This is a genomic window from Bacteroidia bacterium (assembly GCA_020852255.1).
GTDB lineage: Bacteria > Bacteroidota > Bacteroidia > JADZBD01 > JADZBD01 > JADZBD01.
This window is the reverse complement of record JADZBD010000002.1, coordinates 232,826-246,688: the sequence shown is the minus strand read 5'-3', so window position 1 is coordinate 246,688 and position 13,863 is coordinate 232,826. Positions and strand designations below refer to the sequence as shown.

Here is a 13,863-nt window from a genome sequence, read left to right as displayed (position 1 = left end):
TAAACCAGCAAACATGAAATCACGTTTTCTTTTTCTCGTTCTTCTCCTGTTCGCGGCGGGAACCGGTATCCGCGCGCAGCAGTATAATAATGATGGGGATACGCTCTTTGGATCTGATTTTATCCATGAGATCCGTTTTAATTTCTATCATCCGGCCTTTTACGACTCTCTTACGGCATCCTATGTGAACGACACCTATTACGTTTGCAATATGGTCTTCGACGGCGTAGCCTTTGATTCCATCGGACTCAAATTCAAAGGAAATTCTTCATACAACAATCCCAGCGTGAAGAAATCAATGAAAGTGGATCTGGACTATATCATCAGCGCCCAGGATCTGGACGACATTAATAAATTCAACCTCGGAAATGGCTTCAAGGATCCTACCTATATGAGGGAGAAGATCATGTCTGACCTGTGCGTGAAAAACGGAATTCCTGCCCCTCGTGTAACGTATGCCAAAGTCTATTACAATAACACCCTTTGGGGTTTCTTTACGCTGACAGAGGAGGTGAATAAGGATTTTGTGGACGGTTGGTTCGATGATAAAAAAGGTAACCTTTTCAAGGGTGATCCCAGCGGAGACCTGAAATGGATCAACAATAGCCCTTCTTCGTACTATTCAAAATATGAACTAAAAACCAATGAGACACAGAACGACTGGACCGATCTGGTGCAGCTCATTGATAAAATCAATAACACAACACTTACTGACCTGAGAGATTCCCTGGATAATCATTTCAATACGGCACTCTTTTTCCGTTCGTGGGCGGCTTGCAACGTTTTTGCCAATCTGGATTCATACATCGGCAGCGGACATAACTATTTTATCTACCATGATTCCCTGGATTACCGCTGGCAATTCATCCTGTATGATATGAATGAAGCATTTGGTGTTTTTGCACAAATGATGACCATCTCACAGCTGGAGAACCTCAGTCCGTTATACCTCAGCAGTCCCAGTAACCGTCCGGTCTGCAACCGGCTCCTGCAGGATCCGGCCAGTCTTCAACAACTGATGTATGAGATATGTGATTTTATCCAGCCGGATAAATTCAGTAATTCAAATCTGGATCCGAAAATCGACAGCCTGGCGAACCGCATCAGGACGGATGTGTATGCGGATCCGAATAAATTATACTCCAATCAGAATTTTGAAGATAATCAGATTATGAACCTTAATATTGTCGGCCCAGGTGGAGGAAATTTTCCGGGACTCAAGTCCTTTATCACTAACCGGCGCAATTCCCTCATCACTTCGCTGGCGGCCTATGGTTGTTTCCTGGGTATGCAGGATGAGGACGTTGAACAAAAATTTCTGCTCGCTCCCAATCCTTCTGCCGGGCAGCTTACGATCCGATCTGCAGAAGAGCTCATTCAATCTGTAGAGATAAGCTCCATCAGCGGTCAAACTGTTTACCGGCTAACGGACATTCAACAGCGGGAGGCCTCACTTGATCTGGCTGCACTCCCCGCCGGGGTTTATTACTTGAGAATAAACACTCAATGGGTTCAAAAATTGGTGATTACGAGATAATTATGCCGGGATTTTTGTTAAATTTACTTTAACAAAGTCCCATGCGGTTCCGACTACCTTTTTTGTTATTTGCCATCATATGGAGTTATACGACTCGGGCGCAGGTCATTATCAATGAAGTTTCCGGGTCCAATGTAAGCACTGTGGCAGATGAGGACGGAGATTTTGAAGATTGGATAGAACTATATAATAGCAGCAGTCAACCGGTGGATCTGGGGAATTATTCGCTTACGTTATATGACGGAAAAAACTCAACCTGGGTTTTTCCATCCATCATAATCAAACCCTACCAGCACATGCTGATCTTTGCCTCTGAAAAGAACCGGCGAACTGTTCTTAATCATTGGGAAGTTCCCGTGTACTACAACTTTCCCTGGAAATACTGGGTGGGAACTTCCGAGCCGGATACGAACTGGAGGAAGCCGTCTTTTAATGATGCTTCCTGGCTTACAGGAGCGGGCGGGATTGGTTACGGAGACGGCGATGATACCACCGTGATCGGCAATACTTTTTCGCTTTATATGCGGATGACATTCAACATATCGGATACATCCAAGATTTCCGCCGGACTCTGTTTGATGGATTTTGACGACGGTTTCGTCACCTATCTTAACGGTGTTGAACTCGGACGGTATAATGTGGGCATTCAGGGTGTGCCGCCGTATCATACGGATCTGGCCTATGAGGAGCACGAGGCCACTTTATATCAAACGGGGCAGTATTCGGCGGGGTTTATTCTCTCCAAGGAATTGATGCGAACTGCCATTAGACCGGGACTTAATGTGTTCGGAGTTCAAGTGCACAACACGGACTTCTTTTCTTCTGATCTCACAGCCATCGTCAACTTTTTAACAGGCAAGTCGGATACAACGATAGAATACTTTCCCATTCCTGCCAGCTCTAACCTGCACACCAGTTTCTCCCTTCCCAGTACCGGATTCACCTTAACACTGTACGATGCGAATGGAAATATTTCAGATATGAAGCTGGTGGAGGAAATGCACCCGGACAATTCCAGGGGAAGGAAAACCGATGCTTCTCCTGACTGGGTTCTGTTTGCCATACCAACACCGGGTGACACGAATGCCACTTCGGCATGGTATACAGGTTATGCGGGAGTTCCGGAGTTTACACTGGCACCCGGCTTTTACCAGGGGAGTCAATCGGTTTTTGCTACCGGTGGCACCAACGGTGTGATTCGTTATACAACCGACGGCAGCATTCCCAAAGCATCTTCTCCGATATTCAGCGTTCCGCTCTCCGTAGACTCCACACGGGTTATCAGGGCACGTTTGTTTTCTTCGAATTCCCAGATCCTGCCGGGAAAAACCATAACAAATACTTATTTCATAAACGAGAATATTACGCTTCCGGTGGTTTCACTCTCTGCCAATCCCCAGGATATCTGGGATTGGAACACCGGAATCTATGTTATGGGACCGAATGCCGATACCACTTTTCCCTTTTACGGAGCTAATTTCTGGCAAGGATGGGAGAAGCCCGGACATGCGGAGTATTTTGACAAAACCGGGAATCATGGCTTTGAGCTGGATAATGTGCTGAAGATACACGGCAATTGGTCGAAGGGTTTTCCTCAACGTTCCTTCCGCGTTGTCGCAAACGATGATTACGGCCAGACCCGTATTCCCTTTAATCTGTTCCCGGAAAAGCAACTGAAGGAACTTAAGGCCTTCAATTTGCGTAATGCGGGGATCGACTGGAATACCACACACATGCGTGATGGGTTGATGCAGCGGGCGGTTCGTAATACGTATAACGACATCATGGATCATACCAGCTGCGTGGTATTTCTGAACGGTGATTATTTCGGGGTGTTTGAAATTCGCGAAAGACAGGATGAATATTATATAGAGGAAAATCACGGTGTGGATAAGGATGAGATGGACCTGTTGCGGTTTCACGGAGATATAATGACCGGTGATAACAAGCAATTCCTTTCAATGGTGGAGTGGTTTCGGCTGAACGATCTGACACTTTCATCAAATTACGATTCGGCACGGCACCTTCTGGATATTCAAAATATAACGGATTATTTCACCGCGGAGATCTATTATTCCAATCCGGACTGGTTGGGAAACAACATCAAATTTTGGCGGAAAACAAACCCTCCGTCGCCCTGGAGATATATACTTTGGGATACGGACGGAGGCCTGGGATTGTTCAGTCTGGTAACGGACAATCTTCTGCCGTATGTCACGAATTCTGATACCAATTCAATGTATTATCCGAACCCGCATTCTACCATAATGGAATCTCTATTGCGTAATACGGAATACAGAAACTATTTTGTTAACCGGTATGCGGATCTTATGAATACCACTTTTCATCCGCTAAATCTGGGCAGCCTTGCGCAGAAGATCTACGATAATATGGCTCCGGAAATGCCCCGGCACTTTTCCCTGTGGGGAATTCCGAATTCCAATCCCTTCGGCATGGGTCCCTGCCTTGATTCATCCGACTGGGCATTTGAGTTTTCACTGCTGATGGATTTCATTAATGACCGGCCTCAATATGCACGGTACTGGGTACAGCAGGAATGGAACCTGCCGAATCAGGTGCGTGTGACACTGGATGTTGATCCGGCCGGCGCAGGAAACATTCTGATGAACACAATTTATCCTGATTCTTTTCCCTGGGCGGGTATTTATTTCAACGGAGTTCCTGTAAGTATGACGGCAGCGGCATTCCCGGGGTATAAATTTTCGCACTGGACTTCCGATGTACAGCTTTCCTCTCCGGTTTACACAAATGCGATCCGGCTCAACGTCCCTTCCAATGAATCTTTTACGGCGCATTATCTGCCAATCAACGTGGACATGCAGGTTTATCCTAATCCTTCCGATCATGAATTTAATGTGCTTATAACGGTTCCGGAGGATGCTCAGGTGGAAGTGGTGGTATATGATATCCTGGGTCGAAGAGCAGGAGATATACTGAGTAATGATCACATTACACCGGCAGGAGAATACCGCCTCAGTTTCTTTCCTTCGCAGTGGGGATTGAGCGCAGGACTTTATTTCATCCGGATGACCAACGGAGAACATACCGAAACAATACGGATTATTTACACTGATAAAAACTAAACTATGAAGAGTATTTGCCCATCGCTTACATTCCTTATTTTCTGCAGCGTTTTTTTTCTCAGCTCTTGCAGCAAGGGCCCGGGGGAAGGAGGGAATTCTTCTATAAAAGGACATGTTTGGGTTAAGGATATCAATGCCACGTTTCAGGTGCAGGCGCAGTACGACGGATACGACGAAGAGGTGTACCTGATCTATGGCGATGATATTTCGTTTTCGGAGCGGATCCGGAGCAGTTACGACGGGGTGTTTGAATTTAAATACCTGCGGCCGGGTAAGTACAAAGTATTTATTTATTCGGAGGATTCGGTACCACCCGCATCCAATCCCAATAACGTAACTATTCTGAAGGAGATTGAGATCAGCGGCAAGAAGCAGCAAGTGGACGCAGGCACCTTTAATATTTTCAAATGATGCGTATGAAATATTTACTGAGCATTGTTCCGGTAATTATCTGGCTCTCGGTTCCGGCACAAACGAAGAAACAGGTAAAATCCAACGGTATCAGGATCACCACCGAATACATGGTGAGCACTGAGAACGGGAAGGATGTTACCTGGAAGGAATCCACAACCTCTTTTGACAAATCGGGAAATGTGATAGAGGAGGTACAGTATAACCGCGATGGCTCTGTGAAAAAGAAGAGAACTGCAAAATTTGACGGATCCGGTAATATGACAGAAGAATATGAATACATTCCGGAAAAGAAGATTGACCGAAAAGTAACGTGGAAATATAATTCCGGAGGTGAAAAGACAGAGGAAGTGGAGTATGACGGCAAAGGAGCTGTACTGAAAAAGATTGTTTTTACCTATAACAGCAGGGGCGAGAAAACAGCTGAAAACCATTACGACGGAGCAGGTAAGCTTCAGAAGAAACATGTATTTACCTACGACAAAAACGGCTTAAGGGTAGAGCGTAAAACATACAATGCGGATAACGTACTGGAATCTGTTAAAAAGTACATCTACGGCAAGTGAGAGCGGAGTTGAATAACATACTTTCTGGCTTTGATGCCATAACGCTGGAGCAGATGGATGCGGTCAAGCTGATGGATCGCATGGATACTAAATTTATCTTCAGGAACAGCATGCTCCCGGAATACCTGGATCAGCTGCGGAAGCATTACCGCGTACTGGAGATTGGCGGGTTACGGGGCGGTCGGTACGAAACGCTATATTACGACACCGAGGGTTTCAGCCTGTATCATGCCCATCAGGCCGGGAAGCTGAACCGGTATAAGGTGAGAAGCCGGAAGTACTTAGATAGTAACCTCTGTTTTTTTGAAGTCAAGTTCAAATCCAATAAGGGACGTACCGTTAAGGAGAGGATCAAATGTCCGACGATCGAGGAAGTAATCAGCGGGCGAAGTGCTGATTTCCTGGCCGAAGCTTCGCCATTGAAAGCAGCTGCCCTCTGTCCGAGTGCATGGATCTATTATACCCGTATTACGATGGTCAACAACAATTCACCGGAGCGGCTCACGCTGGATGTGGATCTGAATGTAAGATTCGGGGGAAGGGAAAAGTCATTTTCAGACATGGTGATCGCCGAAGTAAAGCAAAGCCGTTCAACACCCTCTCCTTTTATCCGGCTGATGCATGACCGCCGGCTTCGGGAGGGGTCTATCAGCAAATACTGCCTGGGAGTGATTCATACTCAGAGCAATGTAAAAATCAATAACTTTAAACCCCGGCTTCGCCGGATCAATAAGGTCATTTATGGAAAAAGTATGTAGAATATTGAAATCAGCCTTACTGATCCTGATGCTTGCAGGACCTGTTGTTTCCGCTGTGGCACAGGAAGCGGACATGAACACTGAAACCGATCCCGGAACGGAAGACAAAAAGAAGAAAAAGGGAACGGATGCTGATTTTTTTGATTTTACCATCGATAAGCTGAATGAAAAGTTTTTCTCCAGGCTGGCGATCAACGTACTGTGTCTTTTTCTGCTGGTCCGTTTTATCTACTACCGCAATTACCGGAACACGGAGTTTCTGTTTACGTTTTTTATTTTCAATCTTGTTATTTTTCTGATCACATTCCTGCTGAACAAAGTCGATATGTCCCTCGGAGCGGCCTTTGGTCTCTTTGCAATCTTCAGCATGCTCAGATACCGCACGGAAGGAATTACTGCAAAAGAGATGACTTATCTTTTTGTGGTGATTGCGATCGGACTGATCTGCGCCGTGGCGAAGGGTACGGCGGTTGAACTTTTGTTGATCAATCTGATGATCATTACTGCGATCTATCTGCTTGAATCTTCTATTTTCTTTAAGAGGGAATCTACGCAGCTGATCAATTATGAAAACATCGAAATGGTGAATACCCAGACACGTGAGGCGCTGATTGAAGACCTTAAGAAGCGCACAGGACTGAACATTCACAGAATCGCCATCCTGAAGTTGGATTACCTCCGGGATACGGCTCAGATTAAGGTTTATTTTTATCAGTAAGTAACGGCCAAAGAAATGTATAAAATGAGAAAGCATCTGAATAAAGTTCTGTTGGCGGCGGGTTTCCTGACCCCATTTGTAAACCCCGCACAGGTAAAGGATGCCGGTCTTTGGGTGGCGGGTACGGCAGAGTATAATTTCTCTCTGGAACTTTCGGCCGAGCTCACGGAGGAACTGCGGTTCAATGAGAATATTTCAGAACTGGGTACGCACTTCACGGATATGGGGGTTTCTTATAAGTTGCTCAAGGGATTAGTGAGACCTTCCTTTCATTACCGGTTCGTTCATAAAAGGCGGGTGGATGATACGTATAGTAAGCGGCACCGCTGGTACTTTGATCTGGCGCTGAGGAAAAAGGCCGGTCCCTTTGACCTCTCAATACGGTCGCGGTACCAAAGCCAGTATACAGATGTCTTTGTTTCGGAGGATGGGGTTGTACCCGACCTTACATGGAGAAATAAGATCACGGTGCGGTTTGATACAGAGAAGAAGCTGGTACCGTATATCAGTGCAGAGCTTTTTACAAATATTCGTAACCGGATCAATGAAAATGTTCGCTTCAGTGCAGGCCTCGGCTATAAATTGAATAATATGCACGAATTCGGTGCCTTCTTTATGCATCAGCGTGAATTCAATGTAACCAATCCGTACTGGGATTATATCTGGGGATTGAATTATTCTGTAGCGCTGGATTACCTTATAGGAAAAAAGACGGAGTAATTAATTACCGGAAGCGAATGGAGCGAATCGGGGTGATGCGTGTTACAAGGTAGGAGGGAAGAAGCATCATGATCATACAAAACGCCATTGCTCCGCCATTGAGCAGGGCGATCATAATCCAGTCGAGGTGAATGGGAACACTGGATAGAAAGTAGGATTCCGGATCCAAAGACAAGAATTTATAGTGTTGCTGCAAAGCGCAGAAACCAACTCCTAACAGATTTCCGAGCAGAAACCCTACGCCGGTTAGGTAAAAGGCATTGTACAAAAATATCTTCCTGATTCCGGTATTGGTAGCACCCAACGCCTTCAGAATGCCAATCATTCCTGTGCGTTCCAGGATCAATATTAGGATTGCTGAGATCATGTTGATGCAGCATACAATCACAATAAGAGCGATAAGCAATACAGCATTGATGTCCTGGGCGTCAAGCCAGGAGAAAATTGTTTGGTGCACCTGCCGTATGGAATAGGCGCGCAGATCATACGGTATTGCGCTGTTTACCCATTCTGTGATTGCATCAAGTTCTTCAAAATGTTCCACCGCAATCTCAAAGCCTCCCACCATGGTGCTGTCCCACCCGTTCAGTTCCTGCACAAGCCGAAGGTCCGAAAGTGCCAGCACGTCATCGAACTGCCCGCTCATTCCCGTATTATAGATGCCCGCCACCACCAGTTTTTTTACACGCTGCTTTTGATCCTGAACAAAGAAAAAAGGTATTGTATCACCCGTACTCAGCTTCATCCGGTCAGCCACCAGGCGTGAGATGACCATCTGCCTGGCTGTACCTTTACCTCCGAAAACAGGTATTTCCCCTTCCTCCAGACACGAAGCGAAAAAGGAGGGATCAAATTGCATGTCGACGCCTTTGAGCACAACACCTTCACTTTCCATGTTGGCTTTGAGTATGCCCGCTTTGGTAGCATAGGCCTGGATATGACGGATGCCGGGGGTGGAATTAATTTCGGAGACAAATTCCTGATGGAGAGAGATGGGGGAGGGCTCGTAGGATTCATTATTGTCATAGGCGCTTACCTGTATATGCGAGCCGAATCCGGACACTTTGTCGCGGATCTCCTTCTGAAAGCCCGTGACTATGCACAAAGACACAATCACCACAGCTATACCAAGAACAATCCCGAAAATAGCAATCCGGATGATAGGCCTTGAGTAGCGTACCCCTCCGGCCTTGCCGCTCAGGATTCTACGCGCTATGAAATGTTCGGTATTCAATTTGCAGGGAAGTACAGGTGCAGTTCAAAAATACTAAATTCGTGACATGAGGTTTCTATTCCTTTGCCTGTTTCCCTTTTATGCCCTCTCACAATACCAGGTGGTATCCACCCAAGAGGTGGTTACTGATAAGGAGGTCAGAACCGGAGCTGTACGAACGGACGTGTATCTTCCGATGCTGAAGGGTAAGAGGGTGGCGGTGGTAGCCAATCATACCTCCCGGATCGGCAAGGTACATTTAGTGGATTCGCTGCTTCTTCTTAAGGTGAATGTGAAGAAGATTTTTTTCCCTGAGCACGGATTCCGGGGAACGGAAGATGCAGGAGCGGAGGTAAAGAATTATAAAGACAAAAAAACAGGCCTTCCCTGTATATCCCTGTACGGAAAGGAGAACAAAAAGCCAAAGGTGAAAGACCTCGCGGATATTGACGTGGTGCTTTTTGATCTTCAGGATGTGGGGGTGCGGTTCTATACTTACATCTCCACCCTTCATTATGTTATGGAATCCTGTGCGGAGCAGAAAAAGCAACTCATCGTACTGGACCGTCCGAATCCGAACGGATATTTTATTGATGGACCTGTACTTCAGGAAAGCTGCAAGTCATTCGTTGGCCTTCATCCCGTGCCGGTGGTGCACGGTATGACAGTAGGTGAGTATGCCCAAATGATCAATGGGGAGAAATGGCTGACTGCAGGCGTGGTATGCGACCTCAAGGTGATCACCGCCGAAGGATACGATCACAAATTATACTATCAGTTGCCTGTACCTCCTTCTCCCAACCTGCCCAATATGCCCGCCGTATACCTATATCCCAGCCTTTGCTTCTTTGAGGGAACGATCGTGAGTGTGGGAAGAGGCACAGACAGACCTTTTCAGCAATTCGGTTATCCGGGTATGCCATCCAATGGTCATACCTTCCTGCCGGAACCCAAACAGGGCGCAAGCATGGATCCCCCCTACAAGGGTCAGATCTGCGCTGGGTTCGACGTGAGCCTCTACGGCGAAATGTTTATCCGTCATAACAAGGCGCTGTATCTATATTGGATTATCCACACGTATCGTAATTGCCCGAAGAAGGAAACCTTTTTTAACCCTTATTTCCGGAATCTGGCCGGAACAGATGAATTAAGGAAACAGATTGAGCAAGGTTGGAGTGAAGAACAAATCCGGAAGACCTGGCATTCCGACCTGGTAACATTCAAAGCGATCCGGAAAAAATACCTTTTATACAAGGATTTTGAATAACGCGGTATTTTTTACCCACCCCCGGTGCATTTGCAGTCCGGGTCCATGTAAATTTTTGTGTTGGGGAGCCATTCACGCAATTTGGACTGGGTTTCGTCATTGATCAGAATATTTCGAAGATCCAGTTTACGAAGGCTTTTCATGTTCTTCATGTCCTCAGGGAAATAACCGATCTCATTACTCCATAGATCCAGGACACGCAAACCTGTAAGATTCCCGATATGGGCAGGTAAGGCGGTTAGTTTGTTTTTGTTTGCATAAAACTTCTTAAGGTTCGTGAGTTCACCTACACTTTTTGGGAGAAGCTCCAGGTTATTTCCGGATACATTCAGGATCTGCAGTTTTTTTAATTTACCGAGGCTGTCGGGAAGCTCCGTCAGCCTGTTTTTGCTGAGATCCAGATCCTGAAGGTTTTCGAAGAGAAAGATCTCAGGCGGAAATACTGTCAGCTTCTTTTTATTCAGGTGGAGCCGGTAAACCTTGTACGGTTCTTTTAGCGCTTCTTCCAGGGAAGTGTAGATGTAGGCCGTTTCCAGTTCAATGGAATCAAGAAGCTGTGCTTGTCCGCGGCAGGCGGCAAATGAAAGTGCAATACACAGAATCAAACGGGTTCTCATCCCTGAAGTATTACTTTTTTATCTTTCAATAACTGTGCCTTTAGAGCCTCTGGTCCGCTGAATTTAATCTCATCTCTCAGTCGTCGGAGAAAGGCAATCTTCAATGTTTTTCCGTACAGATCACCATCAAAATCAAGAAGATGCACCTCCAGCCGGAGTTCGTTCCCACCCATGGTCGGCCGGTATCCAATATTCATCATGCCGCGATATGCTTTCTTATCCAGTACAGACGTAACTTCATAAACACCGTTGGCCGGGATTAGCTTAAATTGATCACTGATGTGAAGATTGGCAGTGGGGAATCCCAGTTTTCGCCCTTCTTGCTCGCCGCGCACCACATGGCCGGAGAGGAAATACGGATACCCCAGATAGGTAGTAGCGGTGGCAATATCCCCTGACAGCAAGGCAAACCTTATCTTGGTGGAGCTTACTTCTACGTTTTCAACATCAAAGGCGGGAATTTCTTCTACCTGAAATCCGTAAAGCGGCCCGAATTCACGGAGATGTTCAAACGTTCCTTCCCTGTTCCGGCCGAAATGGTGATTGAACCCGATAACCAGTTTTTTAGTCCCAATACGTTTAACAAGCACGTTCCGTACAAATTCAAGGGATGAAGTACGGGAGAATGCTTTAGTGAAGGGGATAATAATCAGATGATCCAGCCCTATGTCTTCAAGAAGTTCTTTGCGCTCTCCGGGTGTTGAGAGAAGGCGGAGATCGTTGTCGTCCGGAAACAATACAGTACGTGGGTGGGGATGGAATGTCAACAGTACCGTCTCGCCCGCTGCCTCCCGGGCGCATTCCTTCAGACGCGACAGAATTCGCCGGTGCCCTGTATGCACACCGTCGAATGTGCCGGCCGTGACTACCGCGTTTCCCTTTTTTGGAAACTGACTTATGTCATCCCAAACCTTCAATATATGTTGTGGTTATGCACATTCCAATCATTCTTCGGTCGCTTGGTAACTGTCATAAATCCTGAGGGTTAGACTTCTGGAGCCGTACATCAAAATTAGGAAAATTAATTATCAACAGGCATTCCTTTTCTGCAGGTAAAAATCCTACTTTTGCCCCGGAAATTTCACAAGGTTTAACGATTTATTAATTACGCAGATAATGGCTCAAAAAACAGGCAGAATCGTACAGGTGATCGGTCCGGTGATTGATGTTAGTTTTGATACGGAAGAAGGGAAACTTCCTAATATTCTGGATGCACTGGAGGTGTTAAAAACAGGGGGCCAGAAAGTGGTGCTGGAATGCCAGAAGCACATTGGAGAAGATACGGTGCGAACCATTGCCATGGACTCTACGGACGGTCTGGCCCGCGGGATGAAGGTGGTGGCCACAGGAACATCAATAAAAATGCCTACAGGAGACAAAGTGAAGGGGCGCCTTTTTAATGTGGTAGGCGAAGCTATTGACGGGATTAATACGATTTCAAACGAAGGCGGATATGCCATCCACCGGGAACCGCCTAAGTACGAGGATCTGTCTACTTCAACCGAAGTGCTTTTCACAGGTATTAAAGTCATTGATCTCCTTGAGCCTTATGCAAAGGGAGGAAAGATTGGTCTGTTCGGCGGTGCCGGGGTGGGCAAGACAGTTCTTATTATGGAGCTGATCAATAACATTGCGAAAGGATACGCAGGATTGTCTGTATTTGCAGGTGTTGGTGAACGAACCCGCGAAGGAAATGACCTCCTCCGTGAAATGATAGAGTCCGGCGTAATAAAATACGGCGATGCATTCAAACACAGTATGGAGCAGGGAGGTTGGGATCTGAGCAAGGTGGACATGAAGAGTTTGGCCGAATCACAGGCCACTTTAGTATTTGGCCAGATGAACGAACCTCCCGGAGCACGTGCACGTGTGGCACTTTCCGGACTCACGATGGCAGAATATTTCCGTGACGGAGATGAAAAATCAGGCGGACGAGACATTCTCTTCTTTATTGACAATATTTTCCGCTTTACGCAGGCTGGATCAGAAGTGTCAGCACTTCTGGGGCGGATGCCTTCCGCGGTGGGTTATCAGCCTACACTGGCTACGGAGATGGGAGCCATGCAGGAAAGAATCACCTCCACAAAACGCGGCTCTATTACTTCGGTGCAGGCCGTTTATGTGCCCGCAGATGATCTTACCGATCCTGCACCCGCAACTACATTCGCGCACCTGGATGCCACCACCGTTTTGAGCCGTAAGATCGCGGAACTTGGTATTTATCCGGCGGTGGATCCCCTCGATTCTACTTCGCGGATTCTGTCTCCCGCGGTGCTGGGTGAGGAACACTATGGATGTGCGCAGCGTGTGAAAGCCATTCTCCAGCGCTATAAAGAATTACAGGATATCATTGCCATTCTGGGAATGGATGAGCTTTCGGAGGAAGATAAACTTGTAGTGCACCGCGCACGCCGAGTACAACGCTTCCTGTCACAGCCTTTCCATGTGGCAGAGCAGTTTACCGGGCTGAAGGGTGTGTTTGTTTCCATCGAGGATACGATCAAAGGTTTCAATATGATTCTCGACGGTAAGGTGGATGAGTATCCGGAGGCGGCGTTTAACCTGGTTGGTTCTATTGAACAGGCTATCGAGAAGGGAAAGAAGATGCTGGCGGAAACCCGCTAAGCATTCCCTTTAACACGGAATACCCTAGTTCAAAAAATGAAACAGAATGCAGCTTGAAATAATCAGTCCTGATAAAAAGATATTCTCCGGAGAGGTGAAATCGGTTTCACTGCCCGGTGTGGATGGTTCTTTTGGGGTACTGAACAGACATGCTCCCATTATCTCTTCGCTGAAGAAGGGGAAAGTAAAGGTTCTGGATAATCAAAGTGCTACACATATCTTTGAAATCAACGGTGGTGTGGCAGAAGTTCAGAATAATAAACTGATCATCCTGGCAGAGTAAGAGATTTACTATGTTTCGCTCTCCCGGGTTAGCCATACTAATCC

At 46.6% G+C, this 13,863-nt stretch carries 13 protein-coding genes; 10 read left to right on the top strand and 3 right to left on the bottom strand.

Features of this window, described 5'->3' with window-relative positions:
- Positions 1 to 13 precede the first annotated feature (13 nt).
- The 7 genes from IT233_01820 to IT233_01790 all read left to right on the top strand — a co-directional run bounded on the left by IT233_01820 (position 14) and on the right by IT233_01790 (position 7,814).
- Positions 14 to 1,537: a CotH kinase family protein gene (locus IT233_01820; protein ID MCC7301357.1), complete on the top strand. Its 1,524-nt coding sequence runs from the start codon at positions 14 to 16 to the stop codon at positions 1,535 to 1,537.
- Positions 1,538 to 1,578: 41 nt separating this feature from the next.
- Entirely contained in the window at positions 1,579 to 4,641 is a 3,063-nt protein-coding gene (locus IT233_01815; protein ID MCC7301356.1) for a CotH kinase family protein, read from the top strand.
- A 3-nt stretch (positions 4,642 to 4,644) separates the two neighbouring features.
- Positions 4,645 to 5,052: a hypothetical protein gene (locus IT233_01810; protein ID MCC7301355.1), complete on the top strand. Its 408-nt coding sequence runs from the start codon at positions 4,645 to 4,647 to the stop codon at positions 5,050 to 5,052.
- 5 nt (positions 5,053 to 5,057) lie between these two features.
- On the top strand, positions 5,058 to 5,618 hold the full coding sequence (locus IT233_01805; GenBank protein ID MCC7301354.1) for a hypothetical protein: 561 nt from the start codon (positions 5,058 to 5,060) through the stop codon (positions 5,616 to 5,618).
- Positions 5,615 to 6,376 (top strand): polyphosphate polymerase domain-containing protein, encoded by a 762-nt coding sequence (locus IT233_01800; protein MCC7301353.1) that lies wholly within the window; start codon positions 5,615 to 5,617, stop codon positions 6,374 to 6,376. The genes IT233_01805 and IT233_01800 overlap by 4 nt, the downstream gene beginning before the upstream one ends.
- Positions 6,377 to 6,449: 73 nt before the next feature.
- On the top strand, positions 6,450 to 7,094 hold the full coding sequence (locus tag IT233_01795) for a DUF4956 domain-containing protein (GenBank protein MCC7301352.1): 645 nt from the start codon (positions 6,450 to 6,452) through the stop codon (positions 7,092 to 7,094).
- A gap of 24 nt (positions 7,095 to 7,118) precedes the next feature.
- Complete coding sequence (locus IT233_01790) at positions 7,119 to 7,814, top strand: DUF2490 domain-containing protein (protein MCC7301351.1); 696 nt, start codon at positions 7,119 to 7,121, stop codon at positions 7,812 to 7,814.
- A 4-nt stretch (positions 7,815 to 7,818) separates the two neighbouring features.
- Here IT233_01790 and IT233_01785 read toward each other — a convergent pair whose 3' ends face one another.
- Positions 7,819 to 9,048, bottom strand: a complete 1,230-nt coding sequence (locus tag IT233_01785) for an ABC transporter permease (GenBank protein MCC7301350.1) — start codon at positions 9,046 to 9,048, stop codon at positions 7,819 to 7,821.
- 46 nt (positions 9,049 to 9,094) lie between these two features.
- On the opposite strand from IT233_01785, the gene IT233_01780 reads away from it, so the two are divergent.
- Entirely contained in the window at positions 9,095 to 10,294 is a 1,200-nt protein-coding gene (locus tag IT233_01780; protein MCC7301349.1) for a DUF1343 domain-containing protein, read from the top strand.
- Positions 10,295 to 10,305: 11 nt separating this feature from the next.
- Here IT233_01780 and IT233_01775 read toward each other — a convergent pair whose 3' ends face one another.
- Positions 10,306 to 10,911, bottom strand: coding sequence for a leucine-rich repeat domain-containing protein (locus tag IT233_01775; protein ID MCC7301348.1), 606 nt, complete (start codon positions 10,909 to 10,911; stop codon positions 10,306 to 10,308).
- A complete protein-coding gene (locus IT233_01770) occupies positions 10,908 to 11,828 on the bottom strand; it encodes a bifunctional riboflavin kinase/FAD synthetase (GenBank protein MCC7301347.1) in 921 nt (306 codons plus the stop codon). The genes IT233_01775 and IT233_01770 overlap by 4 nt, the downstream gene beginning before the upstream one ends.
- A gap of 199 nt (positions 11,829 to 12,027) precedes the next feature.
- Here IT233_01770 and IT233_01765 point away from each other — a divergent pair, with 199 nt between their 5' ends.
- Both IT233_01765 and atpC read left to right on the top strand, forming a co-directional pair.
- The gene (locus IT233_01765) at positions 12,028 to 13,536 is read left to right on the top strand and encodes a F0F1 ATP synthase subunit beta (protein ID MCC7301346.1); all 1,509 of its coding nucleotides are present in this window, start codon (positions 12,028 to 12,030) and stop codon (positions 13,534 to 13,536) included.
- Between the two features lie 46 nt (positions 13,537 to 13,582).
- Positions 13,583 to 13,819, top strand: coding sequence for an ATP synthase F1 subunit epsilon (atpC, locus tag IT233_01760; GenBank protein ID MCC7301345.1), 237 nt, complete (start codon positions 13,583 to 13,585; stop codon positions 13,817 to 13,819).
- The last annotated feature ends 44 nt before the right edge of the window (positions 13,820 to 13,863 follow it).